We start from the raw sequence: 18,622 nt of genomic DNA on the forward strand, positions 1-18,622 counted from the left end.
AAATAAAACTGAAACCATATTTCGAACCCGAATACTCAGGTCGACTAATACATTAGGAGCGAAAAAAATCTAGAAGTTAAGTTTTAGGGTAGCTTGTCTAATAAAATTTCGGATTTGGGTTATCAACATGAAAAACAGGTGACGCTGCCTGCAATAGTTTTTTATCCTTTTCTGGATGTCCAACCATCTCTTCTAACATTGCCTTATAGGGAGCCCAGTAGGGAGGGATCGTTTCTTGAAAGGTAAAAAGGTTGGAAACCCCAACATAGTCCACCGCGCACTTATATAGGTCAGGGGTGAATGTAATTCCAGCTAGTGTCGCATAGCCGCCGTAACTGGCACCATATATAGCAACCCGCTCTCGATCCGCGTAGCCCTCATTAATCAGCCACTTAACCCCATCAGTAATGTCATCTTGCATGGATCGCCCCCACTCTTTGAATGACATTTCCCAGAATTTTCGTCCGTAGCCGGTGGAGCCCCTAAAGTTCATTTGAAGAACACCGTATCCACGATTGGCTAGAAATTGGACCTCCCGATTGTAGCCCCAACGATCGCGGGCCCAGGGACCGCCATGAGGATTAATCACGAAAGGCAGATTCCTCGGATTCTTCCCCACCGGAAGGGTCAAGTAACCATGGATTTTGACTCCATCGCGGGCTGTATAGGTGATTGGCTTCATTTCAGCCATATACTTTTCCTTTAGCCAAGGGGAAACCTCAGCAATCTTTTTCAGCTGGTCCGATGATTTGCGATAGAGATAGTAGGCACCTAATGAGCGATCGCTAAAAGAACGAACCACATAAACAGATTCATCCCTGTCATAACTAGAGATACCAACGACGTACTTTGGCAGCTTAGATTCGATGGACTTTCTGACCTTTTTCCACTCATCGTCAAAGTAAGTCCATTTAGGCTTGTCTTCATAGGCCATTGCAGCAATAAGGCGCTTCTTTTTCTTACTATAGACCAGTCTCTCGACATCAACCTTCGGAGATTCAAAGATGAGTTTGGTCTCAAGTGCTTTTTCTGGATCAAACTCAAAGTAGGCTAATTTATCGCGGTTTCGATTCGAAGCAACGATCAGCTTTTTATTATCGAAGGTGAAAAGAATTGGTGCAATAGACTCTTTAAAGTTTGTGGTAAGGAGCCTCTGGAACTTTTCTTTTTCAGACTTACGATAGAATAGTGAGGTGTTCACGCCATCCGTAGATGAGGCTACGCGCAATTGGCCTTTATGATCGGTTAGATATCCGGTGTACATTCCAGGGTTTTCCAAGATCAGAGTCTTTTTCCCGGTATGGACATTCACTCTAAACACGTCGAAAATTTCTCTTTTTCGCTCATTTAAGCCCACTATAATGTGAGATTCATCGATTTGATCTAAGGCATCGATGAGTTGGGTTTTAACCCCTTTAATTTGGGTAAGAGGTGTTTCCTTTCCGGTTTTAGGATCAACAGCGGTGAGGAAGAAGTTTTCGTCACCGCCATTGTCACGGATATAAATAATTTTGCCTGCTTTCCAAAAAAACGTATTTATATCCCGATCGGTAATCGAGGTGAGACGCTTACTGTCAGTAAAATCTGAAACCGGTGATACGAAGATGTTCATCCGGTTTTGATGTTCCTTTAAAAAGGCCAGATACTTACCATTCCCAGAAATTTGATACTGATTCACTTCTGGATTTCTAAAAAAGTCTTTCAGATCGACTAAAGGGGGCTGTTTTTGTCCCTTCAGTGGACTGTTGATCTCATCATTTTTAGAGCTTGCACATGAGACAGCTAATGCTAACCATGACATACAAATAAATTTATTCTTCCAATGACTTAACAATGTTTTCTCCTCTACAGCAATCATGCCGTAGAGTGTAAGATACAAATTATGAGAGCTAGATAAGGTCTATGTCACATTAATAATTCGAATCTCTCATGGTTTCTCAGCCACTAAAGGCCTGAAATATTTGTAAGGCCCTAGGCTTAGCTAGCTTCTTTGAGGACAACAGTCATGGTCGTCCCATGGTCATTAGGGTGATCCTCTTCATCTTTCGAATCAATTCTTAGCTGACCGCCGTATTTTTCTACATAAGATTTAACAATGGTCATACCGAAACCGGTCCCCTTTTCTCCCTCGGTACCCTGTCGACTTGTGGGCTTACCCACTTCAAAAAGATCCGTAAGCAGCTTATCGGGTATACCGATCCCTTGATCGATAAGACGGATAGCGATCCCATGATCCTTTTCTCTTGAAACCACAATAACGATCTTACCACCATGAGGACTAAACTTTATAGCATTTGACATAAGATTGTTCAGGACTTCGTTGACAAGACTAACTTTCTCAGCCATGGCAATGAAATCCTGCTCGTCTGAAAAGGTCACGTCTAAACTGATTTCTTTCTTTGCTAAGCGTTCTTCAAAGGCAAAGCACATGTCATCCAAGGCTTCTCGCAAGTTGATAGGAACCAGATCCATAGCCTCTTTGCCGTCTTTAATAGCCTGCATATGCTTGATGTGGTTTAGTATTCTTTCTTGGGTTTCAACCGCACGGATAATCTTGAGAATCAACCTTTGGCCCGCACTATCATCTTCTGGAACCCGACGACTCAAAAGCTCAGCGGCACCAACGATAATCGAAAGAGGGTTGGCGATATCATGGGAGATCACCTTCACCAGTTGCTTGGTTTCCTGGACCTGAGCCTTTAATTCCTGATTGGTATCATCTAAACTCTTAGTTTTTTCGTCCACCTGCTCTTGCAAGTCTCTTGAAAGATAGGTCACCTGTTTAAGTGAAAGTGCATGAAAGTAGCCTTGCAGGAGCGACTGCGTAATGACAAAGCAAATTGAAAAATAGGGAGTAAGATAGGCACTATTGATGACTCTCTCGTTATAGAGAATATCGTTCACTACTCCTAGGGTCAAAATAACGAAACTGATCAACGAAGCCATGCCACCTGCTTCACGATTTTTAGTTGCAACCCACAAGCGACTCACAACATGAAAGACGGTGAGCGAAATATAGGTCTGTAGGGCGTATACAAAGGCGGTGTAGACTTGAGGTTGGAAATAGAGGCCCAGGCATAGTAGGGTAAAACCCATGACTGAATAGATCCGCAAAACAATTTTATATCGGAAGGGGTAAAGAGTATCGATATAAAAGAAAAACAACCAGGGTATGATCACACTTGTCAGATAACGCGTTCGATGGCGGCTTATATAACTCATATATTCAGAAGAATTGATGTCGGATACAGCAAGGATGCTGGAGTGATTGATAAAAAAAGCTAAACAGATCAGCCCCCACCATAAATTTTCCCGTGAGCGTGGCCGCTGAATAAATAAGCCGAGATGATAGATCCCAAACATCAGTAGAATGCCAAAGATCGCCCCACCCAATAGATTTTGCTTGGTTTCGTATAGGTTAATATAGGCCGGTGACGCTAGGGTTACCGAATCACGAATGCCACTGCGACTGTGGGTCGCATTCGACACCTGAATAATGAGCAACAGCTCGGATTCATCGGGAACGATGACCTCATTCACTTCCAGATAGCTCGGTTCCGATCGCAATGGATCAGAATCGACCCTTCCCGACGCCCCTACCATCTGGACCCTATCACGGCTTTTTATAAAATAGCGCCCACTCGTATAGACGTTAGGAATCATAACACCTAGCTCGCGATCTGTTTGCAAACCACGAATCACAGCAACAAAGGTACCAACAAAAGATTGCCCCACAGGCACGATAGAGTCTTGAGGAATATCGACGACGTCCCAAGCCTGAAGATTTTGATAGTCCACATCCTGGGGGTCGACGAGTTCACCACGCTTCAAGTACCAATGTCCATCAAGATAGAGGGGCTCGTCTTGCGTCCAAGAGCTTGCATCGAACACCTGCGCCATGACAAGATCTGCTAACAGAAGGCAAACCAAGCTCAACAAGATGTGACAACGTGCAGTCAAGCGTCGTCCCTCCCTGCCGAGCGACCATAAGTCATCATCATTGTTTGATCAGTAGCAAGGATGGCGCCAGGCAGCATCTCTTGCCAGAGGTTCTCACCATCGATCTGCTCCGAGGAGAACAAAAGATGGTTGACATACCCTGACCGACTTGGAGACTCACAAACTTCGTTAAAGCTGGGGCAGCTCTCCCGATCCGGGCATTTATTCTTGTAGGTGGAGTACCATAACGGTTGCCCACCGTGGTGGGCCGCCATGGCCTCTCCATTTGTGATGATAAACGTAAGGTAAGTTAAGCTGGGTTTACTGTGCTGTCGTTCGTAGGGGCCGATAATGTCGCAAATCTTATTGACCGCAATCTTGATCGCTGCCACCAACGTCGTTGCTGTTATAGATCTCTCACGGAGGCTAACCTTGCGAGCAAGTTCTGCGAGGATAATAAAGAAAATAACTTCACTATCTGTATTACCTAGAATAAAGCGCCTCATTCCCATGGGAATCAAAGCCAATAGCTCATCTCGATAGGAATCGAATTGATTGATATTGCCATTGTGGGCAAAGACCCATTTGCCATATTGAAAGGGATGAGTGTTCGCGACATTAACGGTTCCTAAAGTAGCCTTTCGCAGATGGGCGAGAACAGTTTGCGATGCAACAAGGCCACTGACCTTTTGAAAGAGGTGATCGTTGATTGCCGACGACTCCGACTTCATGACATGAGGGGAGCCTTCAATGTAATAGGCTACCCCCCAACCATCAGGATGATCGGAACTAAGGGTCATAAACGAATTTTCTGCTCCCACGAGAGAGCTGTGTACCTGGCTCTGGATCACGGAGCGAAAGCCAAACAAGCGACACATATATAGACTCCTGGTGCTTTCCTACTGGTCGGAAGAATCTTGAAAAACTAAAGGTTTAAAGATGTTAGGCCGGATGAGAGGCAAGCGAACTGAATGGGTTGATCATAAGGCTCTGCCGGAACCCGGCTGATAAACTGCTTATCAAAAACTGGACAAATAGTGGTCAAATCTGGGTGTTTAGCTAAAAAGCGATCATAGAAACCGCCGCCATAGCCAAGGCGATAGCCTCTTTTATCAATCGCCAAGCACGGCACTAGAACGATGTCGCCCGTTGCTGGCTCGACAGTAGCGGTGTCTCTAGGTTCTAGGATTCCGACACGGTTTTCATTAAAAACCCCATCTTTGGGCCATTCGAAAAACTCCATGATTCCGGCCTTCCAATCTAGAACCTTAGGCACCGCAAGACTGAGCCCCGATTGCAAACACATCTGGTGCACAGGCTCTAGGTCAAGCTCATCTTGGACTGCAAGATAGCTGAGAATGCGCCCCTTGTGATTTCGATCTAAAAGGTAAGAGATGAGATGCTTATGGATCGCAGTTTCTTGGTCCTTGCGTTGGGGCAGTGTCTTTCTGAGGACACGCATGTCATTTCGTAGCTGCTGCTTTTTATCCATGATTCCTCCTGACTCAATATAGCGAGCCAGGAAGGAATTGCAATGGGAGGATGAACAGCCTAGCTATTCGCCTTCTTGTCTTGGAGAATTTTTTCCATCTCTTTCATATACTCATTCGCCTTATTGATCATCGGTGTGTAGGCGTCTGGCTTCGTCATATCGAGGCCTGCATCGATGAATAACTCATGAGGATATTTCGAGCCACCGGCACCTAGCATCGTCAGGTACCGGTCCAAGGCTTCCTTGTCACCAGCTAGAATCTTTTCTGCAAAGTTGAAAGCCGCTGCAATCGAGGTGGAATAAGTATAAACGTAGAAGCCGTAGTAGAAGTGGGGAACGAACGCCCATTCAGTGTGGTAGCTGGGGTCAATGTGAACAACACCCTCTTTATGACCATAGTAACGCTGTAGGATGTTCCCGTAGATCTCTGAAATTTTCTGCCCAGAAAGAGCCTCACCCTTCTCCACGGCATCATGTAGCTTCAGCTCAAACTCAGCAAACTGAGTTTGTCTGAAAAACGTGGTTCTCAAAAAGTTCATTGCATAGTCTAAGTAGAAGAGTCGCTCGCCATCAGTTTTCGCGTTCTTCAAACTATGATCCAATAGCAGTACCTCATTGACGATTGCCGCAGTTTCCGCCACAAATGTCGCGTAGCGAGCTTTTGCAAAGTCTTGCTTCTCATTGCTCAGGACAGAATGTAAGGCGTGACCCCATTCATGGGCATAGGTCGAAGCAGAGTTATAATCATCCTGGTGATTTAAGAAAACATAGGGATGAACATCATACGCAACACCACTCATGAACGCGCCACCACGCTTGCCCTTTCTTGGGTAAAGATCCATCCATGCCTTGCCTGTCGCATCTTTCAAGCGCTCTTGATAGTCACCCCCTAAAGGAGCCACTGCCGCTAGCAGATCCTTTCGAGACTGATCGATAGTGTAGTCTTTGTCGATCTTAAGCAGGGTGGGATATAAATCATGGTACTCCATGGTTTTCAAACCCATGATGTCTTTCTTTAACTTCAGGTAACGATGAAGGGTAGGAAGATTTTTTTCCACTTGGCTTACTAGGTTGCGATAAACTTCTTCAGGAAGTTGGTTGCTACCGAGGGCAGCGCTTAGGGCATTCGGGTAGTTTCTTATTTTGGCAGTGGTCACACGATTCTGGACACTTTGATAGAGGGTCAAGCCAAAGGTTCTCTCGTACTGCTTTAGAGTACTATAGAACGCTTCAAAAACCATTTTCCGATCATCTCTGTTTTTAGACTGCCGAACCTTGCCATAACCAGCAGCGTTGGCTACCACCTTCGACCCGTCGCTCAAGGTGACGGTAGGATACTCAATATCAGCGTTCGATAGCATGCTATAGACGCCAACAGAGCCTCCAGCAAGTGGTTGCATCGCCGATAGAATCTTCTCTTCTTTCTGGCTCAAAATATGCTTCGCCTGAATTCTCGCATTTCGTAAATACTGATCGAATGCTTTGAGTTTCTTATTTTCAACTAAAAAGCGCTTCAATTTCGTTTCGGGTAGAGTCGCCAACTCTGGCTCGACAAAGGCAAACTGGGTTTGGATATCTCGACTCAAGCTTTGGGTTAGCTGACTTTGTTCGATATGGGTCCTGTTCTGACTGTCGCTAGCCATTTGCAAACTCGCCCAAGTCGAAATCCGGTAAAGTTCCTTACGAACACCCGATATTTTGCTGAGGCAAGAGTAAAGGTTCTTAGAATTCGCGAGCATCGTCCCCTTGCAGCTATCCACTTGTTTAGCGTCACCCTTGACTTCGTCTATTGCTTTCAGCCAAGCGCTTTTAGATGGGTAAAGCTCGGTGAGATCCCACTCGGGTCCTTTTGTTTCGGCCCATGCCGGACTGCTTGCACTCGCAACAATGGCGATGGAGCATAAAAACTTTGGTATCATGTTATTCCCCTTGATAGCATGTCATATTGATTGTGAAGATACTTGCCAAGCCGCAAAATAGTCGCCTGCCCGTCTGTTTCATAACATGTATAAAATTAAGCATTCCTAAGGCTTTAGGCAATGAGCCAGAGATCACAGCCCACTTTCACTGAGGGAGCGACACACTTTTCAGACTGAATGAGTGGGTAATCTTCAGGGCTGGGATAAAAAAAGCTCCCACCAAAACTGATAGGAGCTTAGATATATTATAAAACAAAGGGCTTATTGAACGGAGACATTCCGGATATATTGCCATTCCCAACGACCTGAAACCTCTGAGAAAGCTCCGACGCGAATATCGTAAGATCCTGGGGAAACTCCCTGAAGAGCGACACTGGTTCCTGAAGTGCCAAAGCGATGCTGTGGTTGCGCGAAGCTGGCACCTGCTGCGACCATTTCTACGGAGTAACGCGCTATTTTATCCCCAGCCTGCCAGGCAACCACACCGCCGTTGGCAGCTAGACTCCCCCCTTCTGCCGGCTGCGAAACAGGGAAGCTTCGCCGCTCAGGGGCCATAACTCTAAACATTCGCACTTCACTCGCGCCATCAGCGTTAACCACTTGCCAGTACCAGGTACCAGGATAAGGATGTTCTAAAGCATAATAAGTCGCACCGTTGAGAGGTACTGACTTACTCAATGGCTGCATATTCGGGCTTCGTGAAAAGTTGATCCTATCTGCTGGACCTTCCCAAGTGAACTCTGCTGGCGCCATGGTTTCATCGTACGGTCGCCGAGCCCCGCTCTGAGGCGCGACCAAGGTGAAGTCGCCGGTCGAGACCGGAGCTTCAGCCGCAGCTTCCATTCCTGCCATGTCGTCCATACCCTCTTCCATGGGCGCCTCTCCAGACATATCTTCTTCCATCGGGGCATCGTCTTCAGCCATATTTTGGTCTTCATCATCGATCATCCCAACATCATCAAGATCTTCCGCGTCTTCTGGGAAAGCATCATCTGCCATCTCATCTGCGAATTCATCTTCGAAGGGATCACTGCCTGGATCGGTCATAATATAAGCGATGGCTGAAAGGGCTAGGATGACGACGGCACCAATCGCTATGTACTTGGTGCGATTCTCAGAGCTAAAGCTACTGCTCTTAAAGATCTGAGATACTGCATTGGTGTTTGTACCAAAGTCGCTTGAAAACTCTCCCTTCAAATCCCCTGTAAACGGATTCGTGCTGGCCTGAGTATCCGGGCTTGTGTTGGTATTAAAAGCTACGTTCGAATTCGGATCGTTATTATCGTTCATCCCCGACTCCATAGAGAGACAATGAATCACTCGACTCAATACAAGAGGCTCCAAGAGAATGCCCCTATAACAAGTGTAGTCTAATGCGCCATGTCATTTCAATATGGAGGGAAATATTTGCAGCCCTGGGATCAGTCATGAGCGGTCTGGAGGTAGTCCTCATAGCGTTTGTCGGCCATCAGGCTCTCGTGAGACCCATTCAAAATGATTCGCCCACTCTCCACAAACCAAACTTCGTCAAACAAAGAAAGCCATCGGAGTCGATGAGTGATAAACAGTAGCCCAACTTGATCATCCTTCGCTTTTTTAATGGCCAGCTTGGTGATGGTCTCCTCATTGCTGGCATCGACAGCCGAGGTTGCTTCATCCATCACTAAAAAGGAACGTTGGCGTAGCAATGCCCGGCAAAGAACCAAACGTTGCAACTGTCCACCGGAAAAATTTGAACGAACAGACGCAACGGGGCTATCAAGCCCATCGGCTAAGGACTCAATCAAATCTTTCAAGCTCAGTTGCTCTAAAAGTTGCCACATTTCATGATCACTAGCCGGAGCGGGAAGACCGTAATTAAGGTTCGCTCGAATGGTGTCAGAGAAGAAAAATGGCCGCTGGCTGACAAATGAACACTCTTGGGCAAGATCTTCCCAGCTGCAATCATCACATTCCCAGGTAAGCGGCTTGATTAATCCCACAAGTGATTTGATGAGGGTGCTTTTGCCAGAACCACTGGGCCCGACAATAGCTACCGTCTTGCCACGAACCAAGTGTAGATCTTCGCAAACGATCGCAGCCACTTGGTTATAACCACTTCGAAGGGTTCTAATTTGGATGGCATCAGGGACGGGGCGACCCTGATGGTGCAGCCTACTATCCTCGAATTGGGACGCTAGCTGAAAGATCGAAAGGCTTTCTTTAAGGGCTCCTGCGGTTTCTTGAATCCGAGCGAACTGCTCCCCCAAAACTTTAAGAGGCTTCAAAAGAAGGCCCAATGCACCAAAAAATTGAATGAGTTCCGCAGGGCCAAAATCGGGAATCCAAATGCTTTGTGCCATCAGAAAAAGAACGACAGCAAAGATGACAAAGCCACTAAACTCCGTTGCAGGACCCATTACAGCCCGTAAAAAGATACTTTTGCGGATCATCTTGTAGTAGTCATCATTGAGGCGATCGAATAGCTCCAGCTCTCGCCTTTCACCACCCTGCGCACGAATAAAGTTAAATCGTTGCCTCAATGACAGAATACGAGCAGACATGCCTGCCAACCGCCTTTGCCAAGCATCTGCATAGGCAGATATCTTGCGTCCCTTTCTCCCTAGATAGACGAAGAAAAATGGAGAAAGCAGCAACAGCACCAATGCGGTAGGCCAGTGGAGCAAAAACATTACGAAAAATGCCGAGACGATCAATACCGAGTCTTTGACCACACTTGATAGAACCTCGGAAAATCGCGATTGGAGATAAAGAACATCGTTCATGACCAATGACATCCAATCACCAGGCATCCGGCGAGAAATTTCGCTATATGGCATCCCTACTACAGCAGCAAACAAGCGGTCTCGGTAACGCTTGGCAACATGAAATGCCAAAGCCTGCTGGTTGTAATGGAAAAAAAAGGAAGATAGGCCTTTTACCAGAGCTGCAACAAACATGGCCGCGGGCACACCGTAGGTTAACTGCTGCCGCTCGATCGTAATACCACCAAGTCTTGGTATGACTTCCATGATGCTTTCTGGCAGCAGGGCACTTAAATGAATCATCCCCGCTTCAACACCAAGCCCGAACAGGCCCTTGAAAAATGGCCCCACTAGCAGAATCAACAGACTCTGGGAGCTTGAGAGCCCGAGAAGTGCAACGATGATAATAAAAACACGACTGGGTTGATCAAATATAGGGGAAATAAAAAGCGCCCGAAATCTCTCACGGGCGCTACCTGGCAATCTTAAGTTGGATATCATGCGCTTTGAGCACCTTTACTGCGTTTTTTCAAATTCCATTGGACAATCGATTGGCCAATGATGTCTGCCGCGTTCTCAGCGGCAAAGCCCTTAAGTTTTTTACGCAAAACTTTCAATTTATCAACTGCAAGGTCTCGCTTGGCATCATCTGTGATCCAATCAAGAAGCTGACGAGCCACAGGGCCGGGATCAGTCCCGATGTGAACATCAGGGCCAAGCTGCGACTTAGCAACTTGATTGGCAAGACATACCGGCTCTTGGCGCTGATCCCCGTGATAGCAGGCAACAAAGGGAATACGACTGAGCCCAGCCTCAAGAGAGCTTGCACCGATGCCAGTCATAGCCACCCTAGACAGGGATAAAAGCTCTAAACTCATGCCTTCGACCATAGTGAAATTGCCATAGGTCATGATTTTTTTGCCAGTGCCTGGCAATGAGGCGAGCTTTATTTTTTTGGGATCAAATAGCTTTGCTTGAGCTTTTTGGTAGAGATACGCTGTGAGTGGCACAACAAATTGCATCTGGGGCAATTCTTTGCGGATGTGGGCGCTAATCTCCTCCATAAATGGCAGAATGGTGCGGGCTGATTCCAAATGGGACCCAGGGAGAAAGCTCATCAACATCTGATCAGGGTCGAGCCCCAAGGCTTCTGCACTAACTTTCACACGATCCACTCGATCTCGGTGAGGAGAGCCGATGAAGTCATACTCCACTCCCGCGTCAGCCACAATTTTCTCGCACTCGGGGAACATGCCCAGAACCGCGCTCAAAACCCCTTTCAGGTCTTCTGCGGTAACTCCCTGCCAGCCACTCATAGGCGTCATCCCATAAACAACAACTGGGATCGCACGACTTTTAAAATATTTTGCCAGATGGTGGTGAAATGGAGAGTAGCCAACAAGAATCGCGACTTGGGGGGCTAATTGATCGATCTCGTCAATGATCGTCTCGGCTAGTTTCTTACTCTCTGCAGTGACCAGGCCGTCCTCATGTAGCCGGTGATCCATACAGTCTTTCAAATTTGAAATATTAGGAATTCTTGTTCTCTCGGTTGCAGCCCCTGTGATCCCGTAACCCTCTACCTTACTGTATCGCTCCCGAATGGCTAAAACCAGCTCGGCCGCAAGAACATCCGCTGATGGTGAGCGACCAGAAATAAAATAGGTAGGTCGTTTCAACGACAAACTCCTCTTTCGCTGCTGCGCAGAAAGTCAAGGAAAACGGATCGTTCTTCTGCATCCTCAACGTCCTGGACAATTTTCTCAATGGCATCTTCGAGTGTCAGGTTATCATTATAGAGGATTTTGAACATATTTTTAACAAGGGAAATCCGCTCTCGTGGCATACCTGAGCGGCGAAGGCCAACGACATTCAGGCCGCTGATCCGGGCGCGATCCCCTTGTACCATGCAATAGGGAGGAACATCTTGCACTACGATGGCCCCAGCTGCGATCATAGCCCGATCGCCAAAGCGGCAAAATTGATGAGCTCCAGACATACCGCCGAAGACAACTTGGTTGCCAATGACCACATGACCTGCTAGCTGAACGCCATTCGCAAAAACACAGTTACTGCCAATATGGCAGTCATGAGCAACATGGGAATAGACCATGATTAAGTTATTGTCGCCCATGGTGGTCTCACCGCCACCGCCGACGGTCCCACAAGAAATATTGACATACTCGCGAATATTATTATTTTTACCAATCTTGACGATGGTCTCTTCACCCTCGTACTTGAGGTCCTGAGGATCTGATCCTACTGTGGCAAATGGGAAGATTCGACTTGCCTCGCCAACGGTGGTCGTACCAGAGATGATAGCTCCCGCTCCAATCTGAACGTTTTTCCCCAGGGAGACCCGCGGGCCAACAATGGCATTCGGCCCTATCACAACACCCCGATCCAACTGAGCTTCCTTTGCTACAATGGCGCTTGGGTGGATCTGTGTATCTCCGACTCGGCTGGTCTGAGGTTCAAAGCTTGAATAATCGAACATCCTGATACCCTTCTTTAAGTGCTCTTTTTTCTCTAAAAAGAAAAGACTCCGAATATAAGGAGCCTTTTCTTGCTTTGCAATGACGAATTGGTTACGGAAACATGATCATATGCCTCTTTAGTACATCAGTACTGATCTACTCTTCAGCAGCTGGAATCGGCTAAAACTCCACTTTTGCTTCTAAAACCAACTCGCCCTTTCCGTCTCAGCGGTGTCACACCACCCCGACTCTATTTCAAGACAGACGCCAACTAAGCCAATTTAGCTGTAAACTTAGCGATCGCAGCCATTTCTCCATTCACAGATGCTTCACCGGAGAACCAGAAGAAGTCCTTGCGGGACTTTAACAACTTCACATCAAGCTCTAAGACATCACCTGGAACGACCATGCGGCGGAAGCGACTTTCGGTGACTTCCGTGAGTAAACAGGTATCGCAGGCTTCGCCTTTGCTTACCTTCCCAAGAATGGCTGATGCCTGCGCCAACGCTTCGATCATGAGAACCCCTGGCATGACAGGGTTCCCAGGAAAATGACCCTGCAATATAGGCTCACATACTGATACTGCCTTACAGCCTTTGATAAAGTCGTAAGCTTTGTAGTCGTGAACCCGATCGATCAATAGGAACGGGTAGCGGTGTGGCAGATGTCGTTGAATTTCAATTACATCCATAGAGTTAGGAACACTCATTGCCGACTCCGCATTCTTGGTTCCTCCAACGATAGGTTCATGAATCCTGGAACCACTCGATCCCGGTTGGACCGTCATATCAGCCATTTACTTAACCCTCCTTGGAGCCTTCAGTCATAGATATCTACTTTTTAGCAGACTTGCTTTTATTCGATGCTTTACCGAATTTTTCTACGACCTCTTTGGTTAAGTCAACCGGATCTTTCAAATAAAGTAAACCGGCGCTATTGGCCTCAAAGACCATCTCATAGCCACGGCTTTTAGCTAGATCATTAACGAACCGACTGACGGATACGGCAATTTTTTGTGTTGCCATTTGTTCCTTTCGCTTGATCTCCTGCTGGAACTGCATCTCGTCATTACGAAGAGCCATAAACTTTTGCTGAAACTCCATTTGCTTCTTCTTTCGAGCCTCTTCACTAAGGAGCGGCGACTGCTCTTGCCAATCCTTGTTCATTTTATCAAGCTCTTGCTTACGACCCAAAAGTTCTTTCTCTTTGGCTTTGATCTCTTTTTCAAGGTCAGCCCGCGCTTTCTTGCCTTCCTCTACATTGAGAATCACTGCTTGCATGTCAACAACAGCATAGCGAGCGCTCTTAGGAGAATTCGCGACAGACACTCCGTTGGTAGCCCCTAAGGCGATTGTCAACAACACAGCCAAACGACCAACCCAAACAGATTCCATAATCTTCGCAACTTTCATCGAGACACCTTTCTAATATTAATATCCTAAGTAGAAAATAAATTCTAAATCACCAAGATCCCCATCGACAATAGGGTAAGCCCACTCAAATCGGAATGGCGCTACAGGTGTGATCCATCGGAAACCAAATCCAACATCACTAGAGAAGTCCTTAAACTCCACCGGCTCGTCCTCGGAATAAACCCGCCCCGTATCGTAGAACAGTAGTCCCTTAATATTTGCCTGCTGGATCACAGGGAAGAAGTACTCCAATTGGAAAAGCGCCTGCTTGTTACCACCATAGGCCACCTCACTAGGGAATCCACCTGGAGCGCGAATAATAGTAAACTTTTGACCTACCGACCGATAATCGTAACCGCGAAGGTTTTCAGGACCACCTAAAACGTACCGCTCAAATAAAGGTATCTGTTCGTCGCCCATTGGCCATAAAAAGCCAAACAAGCTGTGAAACTTGAAGTAAGTCCGATAGGTGTCGGTAAAATCGATGGGGAAATAATAGGCACCGTCGAACAAAGTCTCGTAGTAATTCCGATCGCCGCCGAGCAAGCCGCCGGTAATTTCCTGACTTAAACGGACACTGGAACCTTCGGAAGGATCGATATAGTTGTTGGTATCATTACGAGAAAGACTCAGGACAACAGAGTGAGACTGACCGTCCTGATCGAAGTTACGAAGAATGAAGACATCTGAGTCCTGCGTAATCTTGGTGAATTTTACAGCTATGGCGGCACGAATCAGTTCGATAATTCTTCGACCAACAGAAACGCTCACTCCATTGCGAGACTCTTGCACCTGAACACCGTCAGAAGTCAGAAGTCGCACCTCGTTTCTGGTAAAGCCATTGACGCCAAAAGACCAGTAAGAATCGTTAACTCTGGGGTTTCTGAAGCCAAGCTCAAGAGAGTAGTTATTCCCACCGTTCCATCGCCCCGTAAAACTGGTTTTCCAACCATAGCCACTTTGGTTTTCCTCACTATAACGCCCTTGACCGAAGAAGCGGTTTTCATCGCTATCGGAACTCGGACTAAAGCCCAAAGCAGCTTGCAACTGACCGGTTGGCTTTTCCTTCACTCTAAACTTGTAGTTCAGCACATTGGCTTTTTCAGGGTCGCGCTTCTTAATCGTTTGAACTTCCTCGAAGAAACCCAAACGTTCGATATTTCGCTTTGATAAGTTGAGTCTGGTACCGCTATAGAGCTCCCCATCTGTAACCTCAAGCTCTCGTCGGATGACGTTATCGCGGGTCTTTGTGTTTCCAACGAAGGTAAACTCACCAAAGTAGACTTTTTCACCCTTATCAATGTCGTAGACCAGGTGAACGAGCTTCTTCTCGCGATCGAATCGTGGTTTTGGATTCACGTCAGCAAAGGCATACCCCTTATCACCATAGCGATCGATGAGCATCTCGATATCTTTGCGGAAAAGGCTAAAGCGGAATAAATCACCATCTTTCAACTGCATCCAATCTCGTAGCTCGTCCTTTTCGTAGAGCAAGTCCCCTGCAAAATCAATCGAGCCGATACTGTATTGAATACCCTCTTCTACCTCGAAAGTGATTCGCACAAACTCTCGATCGGAATCCATAACCGTGACTGGCTTAGCGACTTTAACCTCAGCAAAGCCTTGATCTTTGTATAGGTAGGCCATGAACTCAGTATCACGCTTAAGAAAATCGTCATTGTATACAGAACCCGGTGCCGAGAACGTTGAACTGCGGGTATAGGGCTGGGAAAAGAACTGATTGATAAGCTCACTATCGGAGAAGTATTCGTTGCCCAAGATGTGCACATCGCCGACCAGGACTTTACCACCTTCGTCGACTATGATTTCAAGCTTCACCTGCTGGGGGTTGTCTGGCACTGGCACCAGTTTGAAACTAGCCTTTGCTAGGTAAAACCCCTTCTCTAGATAGGCTTTTTCGATCATCCGCACATCGTTGGTTATGGCGCCTTCGTCAACGATGGTAAACAGCTCTGTCTCCATCTTTTCCTTGAAGTCGTCTTCACCCAGTTCATCCATCCCGATGTAGACAATCTCAACTACGGACGGTTTTTCCTTAACCTCAATGATAACTTCAACACCACCGGAAACCTTATCTTTGTAGAATCGAACGTCCGAGAAATAACCTAGATCATAAAGAGAAAGGATATCATCACGAACCACTGCCGAGGATAAGCCCTTCCCGACTTGGGTTTGCAGGATTGTAAGAATCGCTTCCGATTCCACCTTTGCATTACCTCTAACTGTCATCTTCTTGATGATTTCGGCTGCTGTCGCCGACATAGGGACGAGGAGGAGAAGTAAACCAATTATAAGACGTTTCACCAAGACCCTCCAAGTTCCTTGATTGCCCCATCCTCCATTATGACGTGGTCGGGCAACCTTTTGGCAAGCTCCATATCGTGGGTCACTAACAACATTGTCACACCATTTTTTCGACATAATTCCAACAACAGTCCTTCCACAGTTTCAGCGCTCTTCTTATCTAAGTTGCCCGTAGGCTCGTCAGCTAATAATACAGGTGGCTCCATGAGAAGAGCGCGAGCAATCGCAACCCTTTGCTGCTCACCACCCGACAATTCGGCAGGCCTATGATCGATCCGTTGACCGAGTTCAACCGACTCAAGCAGAAACCTTGCTCGTTTAGCAACAGCCTGCTTGACGCCCCCTGCCACAAGTCCCGGCATCATAACATTTTCCAATGCAGAAAACTCCGGTAAAAGGTTGTTCATCTGGAAGACAAAACCCACTGTCCGATTGCGATAGTAGGATGCCACCTGGTCGCTCACCGTCGAAACGTCCTTACCATCGAGAATCACTTGACCTGCTGTGGGTCGATCCAACGTTCCTGTGACGTGGAGCAGAGTACTTTTTCCCGACCCAGAGCGACCGGTAACAGAAACAACCTGCCCTTTTTTTATCTTCAAACTGACGTCTCGCAGAGCTTGAACCTTCTGCTTAGTCAATTCGTAGGTCTTATGGATGTTGTTAAGTTGAATAATTGGATGATTAGAACTCACGAATACCTCAACCCCGAAGACGGATTTTGTCTAGACGCTGTAAGCGCAGGATACAAAGCTCCTAGCACTGTCAGCATAAATGCCATAATACAAATCACAGCATACTCGAATGGCAAAAACTTAACTGGTAGGCCGCGAATCGAATTTAGATTGGCAGGCATATCAATGTAGCGAGACTCATGAAGAATAAAACAGACCCCAAGCCCCAGAGCAAGACCAAGTAGTATGCCCAAAAAGCCGATAGTTCCCCCTTGGAACATATACAGACGAGCAATATCCTTCTGCGTCATCCCCAAGGAACGCATCAAACAGACTTGGGTTTTCTTGTGAAAGACCGTCATCATCATAGTTCCAGAAATAGAAAACACAGCGACCAAAACGATCAGCATAAGGATGGCACCCATCGTGTACTTTTCGAGCTGGAGTGCGAAAAGAAGGGCACTATTTGCATCCTTCCAAGTTCTGAAATTTAACTGCCCAAACTGTGCCTTGAGTCGACTCACAATACCATCAACATCGTAGGGGTCATCCGCATTCACAGCAATGCCAGTCACAAAGTTTTCAATGTCCAAGTAAGGGTCATAATCAGGCATAAACTTGCGACCCTCCTCTAGGCGAACCACCGCCCACTTTGAATCGTAGGTGAAGATGCGACTGCGAAAAATAGCGGTCACAACGTAGGTTCTAGTAATCGTTCCACCTGAAAAAAGCACAGCACCTGATGCTGCCTGGGGAGATAATATCGTAACCTCATCACCTAAATCGGCCCCGAGCTGACCAGCAACCCCTTCACCAAGCATAATGCCGGGGAAGCTCGACCGATTTTCTTCTAGGCTGAGCAAAGGCCTGTGATTCTCGTTGATACTTTCAAGGTCACCATCAACAACAGTTTCGTGAAAGGCCCACATGGAATTGTCAAATTTTGTATCGACTCCAACCAGATTGACCGCAGCTAAGTGCTTGCCTTGTTTGATGACAACATCCCCTTGGGTAAAAGGAGAAAAACCATGGCCATCACGAATAGCTGTTTTCAGTTGATCGAGGGGCACATCGTTCAGGCTAAAACCAAGGATTGGATTTTCAGCGAGGATTTCGAGATGAGGCTGCCCGCGGAGCATCTTACCTTTTAAATCCTGTTCGAACCCTCCCATCACCGATAAAACGATAATCAATGCCGCCACACCTAAGGTCACGCCGAGGATTGAAAAAACAGTCATAAAGGAGAGGCCTTGCTTTGATCGCGACGCGATCAATTGCCTCCACGCTGCCCACTGTAGAAATTTTAGTTTTGATCCCATGACCGCCAATACAACTCCGACACTAAATAGTTCCCGTGAGGCACCAAGAAGACCTTGAGTGATAATATGTTGGTTTCCCAACAATTTTCAATATAAGCTTGCATAATTGCCACTACTTTTCGATGTTTTTTTTCTTGATACCGCCCTTTTTACCGGCCCAGCCCAGTTAACCCTCAGTCAAATTCTTTCCCGCAAGAAATCCACTTCTTGGCTAGTTTCGCCTTTTTGCCGTGTCCGAAATCACCCCGCGAAGGAGCGCCACACCTCTGACGATCAGGGCTCTTATCTCGTATTTTCATAAGAGAATCAGGGCGCTACATT

At 46.8% G+C, this 18,622-nt stretch carries 14 protein-coding genes; all 14 read right to left on the minus strand.

Annotated features, from left to right (window positions below; genetic code table 11):
* Positions 1-97: 97 nt before the first annotated feature.
* The gene (locus B9N89_RS04545; protein ID WP_159455140.1) at positions 98-1,801 is read right to left on the minus strand and encodes a S9 family peptidase; all 1,704 of its coding nucleotides are present in this window, start codon (positions 1,799-1,801) and stop codon (positions 98-100) included.
* A 176-nt stretch (positions 1,802-1,977) separates the two neighbouring features.
* Entirely contained in the window at positions 1,978-3,960 is a 1,983-nt protein-coding gene (locus B9N89_RS04550) for a sensor histidine kinase (protein ID WP_132316376.1), read from the minus strand.
* The gene (locus B9N89_RS04555; RefSeq protein WP_132316374.1) at positions 3,957-4,817 is read right to left on the minus strand and encodes a class II glutamine amidotransferase; all 861 of its coding nucleotides are present in this window, start codon (positions 4,815-4,817) and stop codon (positions 3,957-3,959) included. Before B9N89_RS04555 ends, B9N89_RS04550 begins: the two co-directional genes overlap by 4 nt.
* A gap of 47 nt (positions 4,818-4,864) precedes the next feature.
* Positions 4,865-5,431: a 5-formyltetrahydrofolate cyclo-ligase gene (locus tag B9N89_RS04560; protein ID WP_132316372.1), complete on the minus strand. Its 567-nt coding sequence runs from the start codon at positions 5,429-5,431 to the stop codon at positions 4,865-4,867.
* A 59-nt stretch (positions 5,432-5,490) separates the two neighbouring features.
* Positions 5,491-7,350: an oligoendopeptidase F gene (gene pepF / locus B9N89_RS04565; RefSeq protein ID WP_132316369.1), complete on the minus strand. Its 1,860-nt coding sequence runs from the start codon at positions 7,348-7,350 to the stop codon at positions 5,491-5,493.
* A gap of 261 nt (positions 7,351-7,611) precedes the next feature.
* Positions 7,612-8,640 carry a hypothetical protein gene (locus B9N89_RS04570; RefSeq protein ID WP_132316367.1) on the minus strand — a complete coding sequence of 343 codons (1,029 nt, stop codon included), beginning with the start codon at positions 8,638-8,640 and terminating at the stop codon, positions 7,612-7,614.
* 131 nt (positions 8,641-8,771) lie between these two features.
* Positions 8,772-10,595 carry an ABC transporter ATP-binding protein gene (locus B9N89_RS04575; RefSeq protein ID WP_132316365.1) on the minus strand — a complete coding sequence of 608 codons (1,824 nt, stop codon included), beginning with the start codon at positions 10,593-10,595 and terminating at the stop codon, positions 8,772-8,774.
* Entirely contained in the window at positions 10,592-11,773 is a 1,182-nt protein-coding gene (locus tag B9N89_RS04580) for a glycosyltransferase family protein (protein ID WP_159455141.1), read from the minus strand. The genes B9N89_RS04575 and B9N89_RS04580 overlap by 4 nt, the downstream gene beginning before the upstream one ends.
* Positions 11,770-12,591: an acyl-ACP--UDP-N-acetylglucosamine O-acyltransferase gene (gene lpxA, locus B9N89_RS04585; protein ID WP_132316361.1), complete on the minus strand. Its 822-nt coding sequence runs from the start codon at positions 12,589-12,591 to the stop codon at positions 11,770-11,772. Before lpxA ends, B9N89_RS04580 begins: the two co-directional genes overlap by 4 nt.
* A 251-nt stretch (positions 12,592-12,842) precedes the next feature.
* Positions 12,843-13,367 (minus strand): 3-hydroxyacyl-ACP dehydratase FabZ, encoded by a 525-nt coding sequence (gene fabZ / locus B9N89_RS04590; protein WP_234996069.1) that lies wholly within the window; start codon positions 13,365-13,367, stop codon positions 12,843-12,845.
* 37 nt (positions 13,368-13,404) lie between these two features.
* Positions 13,405-13,983: an OmpH/Skp family outer membrane protein gene (locus B9N89_RS04595; protein ID WP_132316359.1), complete on the minus strand. Its 579-nt coding sequence runs from the start codon at positions 13,981-13,983 to the stop codon at positions 13,405-13,407.
* An 18-nt stretch (positions 13,984-14,001) separates the two neighbouring features.
* A complete protein-coding gene (bamA, locus tag B9N89_RS04600) occupies positions 14,002-16,308 on the minus strand; it encodes an outer membrane protein assembly factor BamA (RefSeq protein WP_159455142.1) in 2,307 nt (768 codons plus the stop codon).
* Positions 16,305-17,003, minus strand: a complete 699-nt coding sequence (locus tag B9N89_RS04605; protein WP_200820663.1) for an ABC transporter ATP-binding protein — start codon at positions 17,001-17,003, stop codon at positions 16,305-16,307. Before B9N89_RS04605 ends, bamA begins: the two co-directional genes overlap by 4 nt.
* On the minus strand, positions 17,000-18,382 hold the full coding sequence (locus tag B9N89_RS04610) for an ABC transporter permease (RefSeq protein ID WP_132316355.1): 1,383 nt from the start codon (positions 18,380-18,382) through the stop codon (positions 17,000-17,002). The genes B9N89_RS04605 and B9N89_RS04610 overlap by 4 nt, the downstream gene beginning before the upstream one ends.
* Positions 18,383-18,622: the final 240 nt, after the last annotated feature.

This window comes from Pseudobacteriovorax antillogorgiicola, assembly GCF_900177345.1.
GTDB lineage: Bacteria > Bdellovibrionota_B > Oligoflexia > Oligoflexales > Oligoflexaceae > Pseudobacteriovorax > Pseudobacteriovorax antillogorgiicola.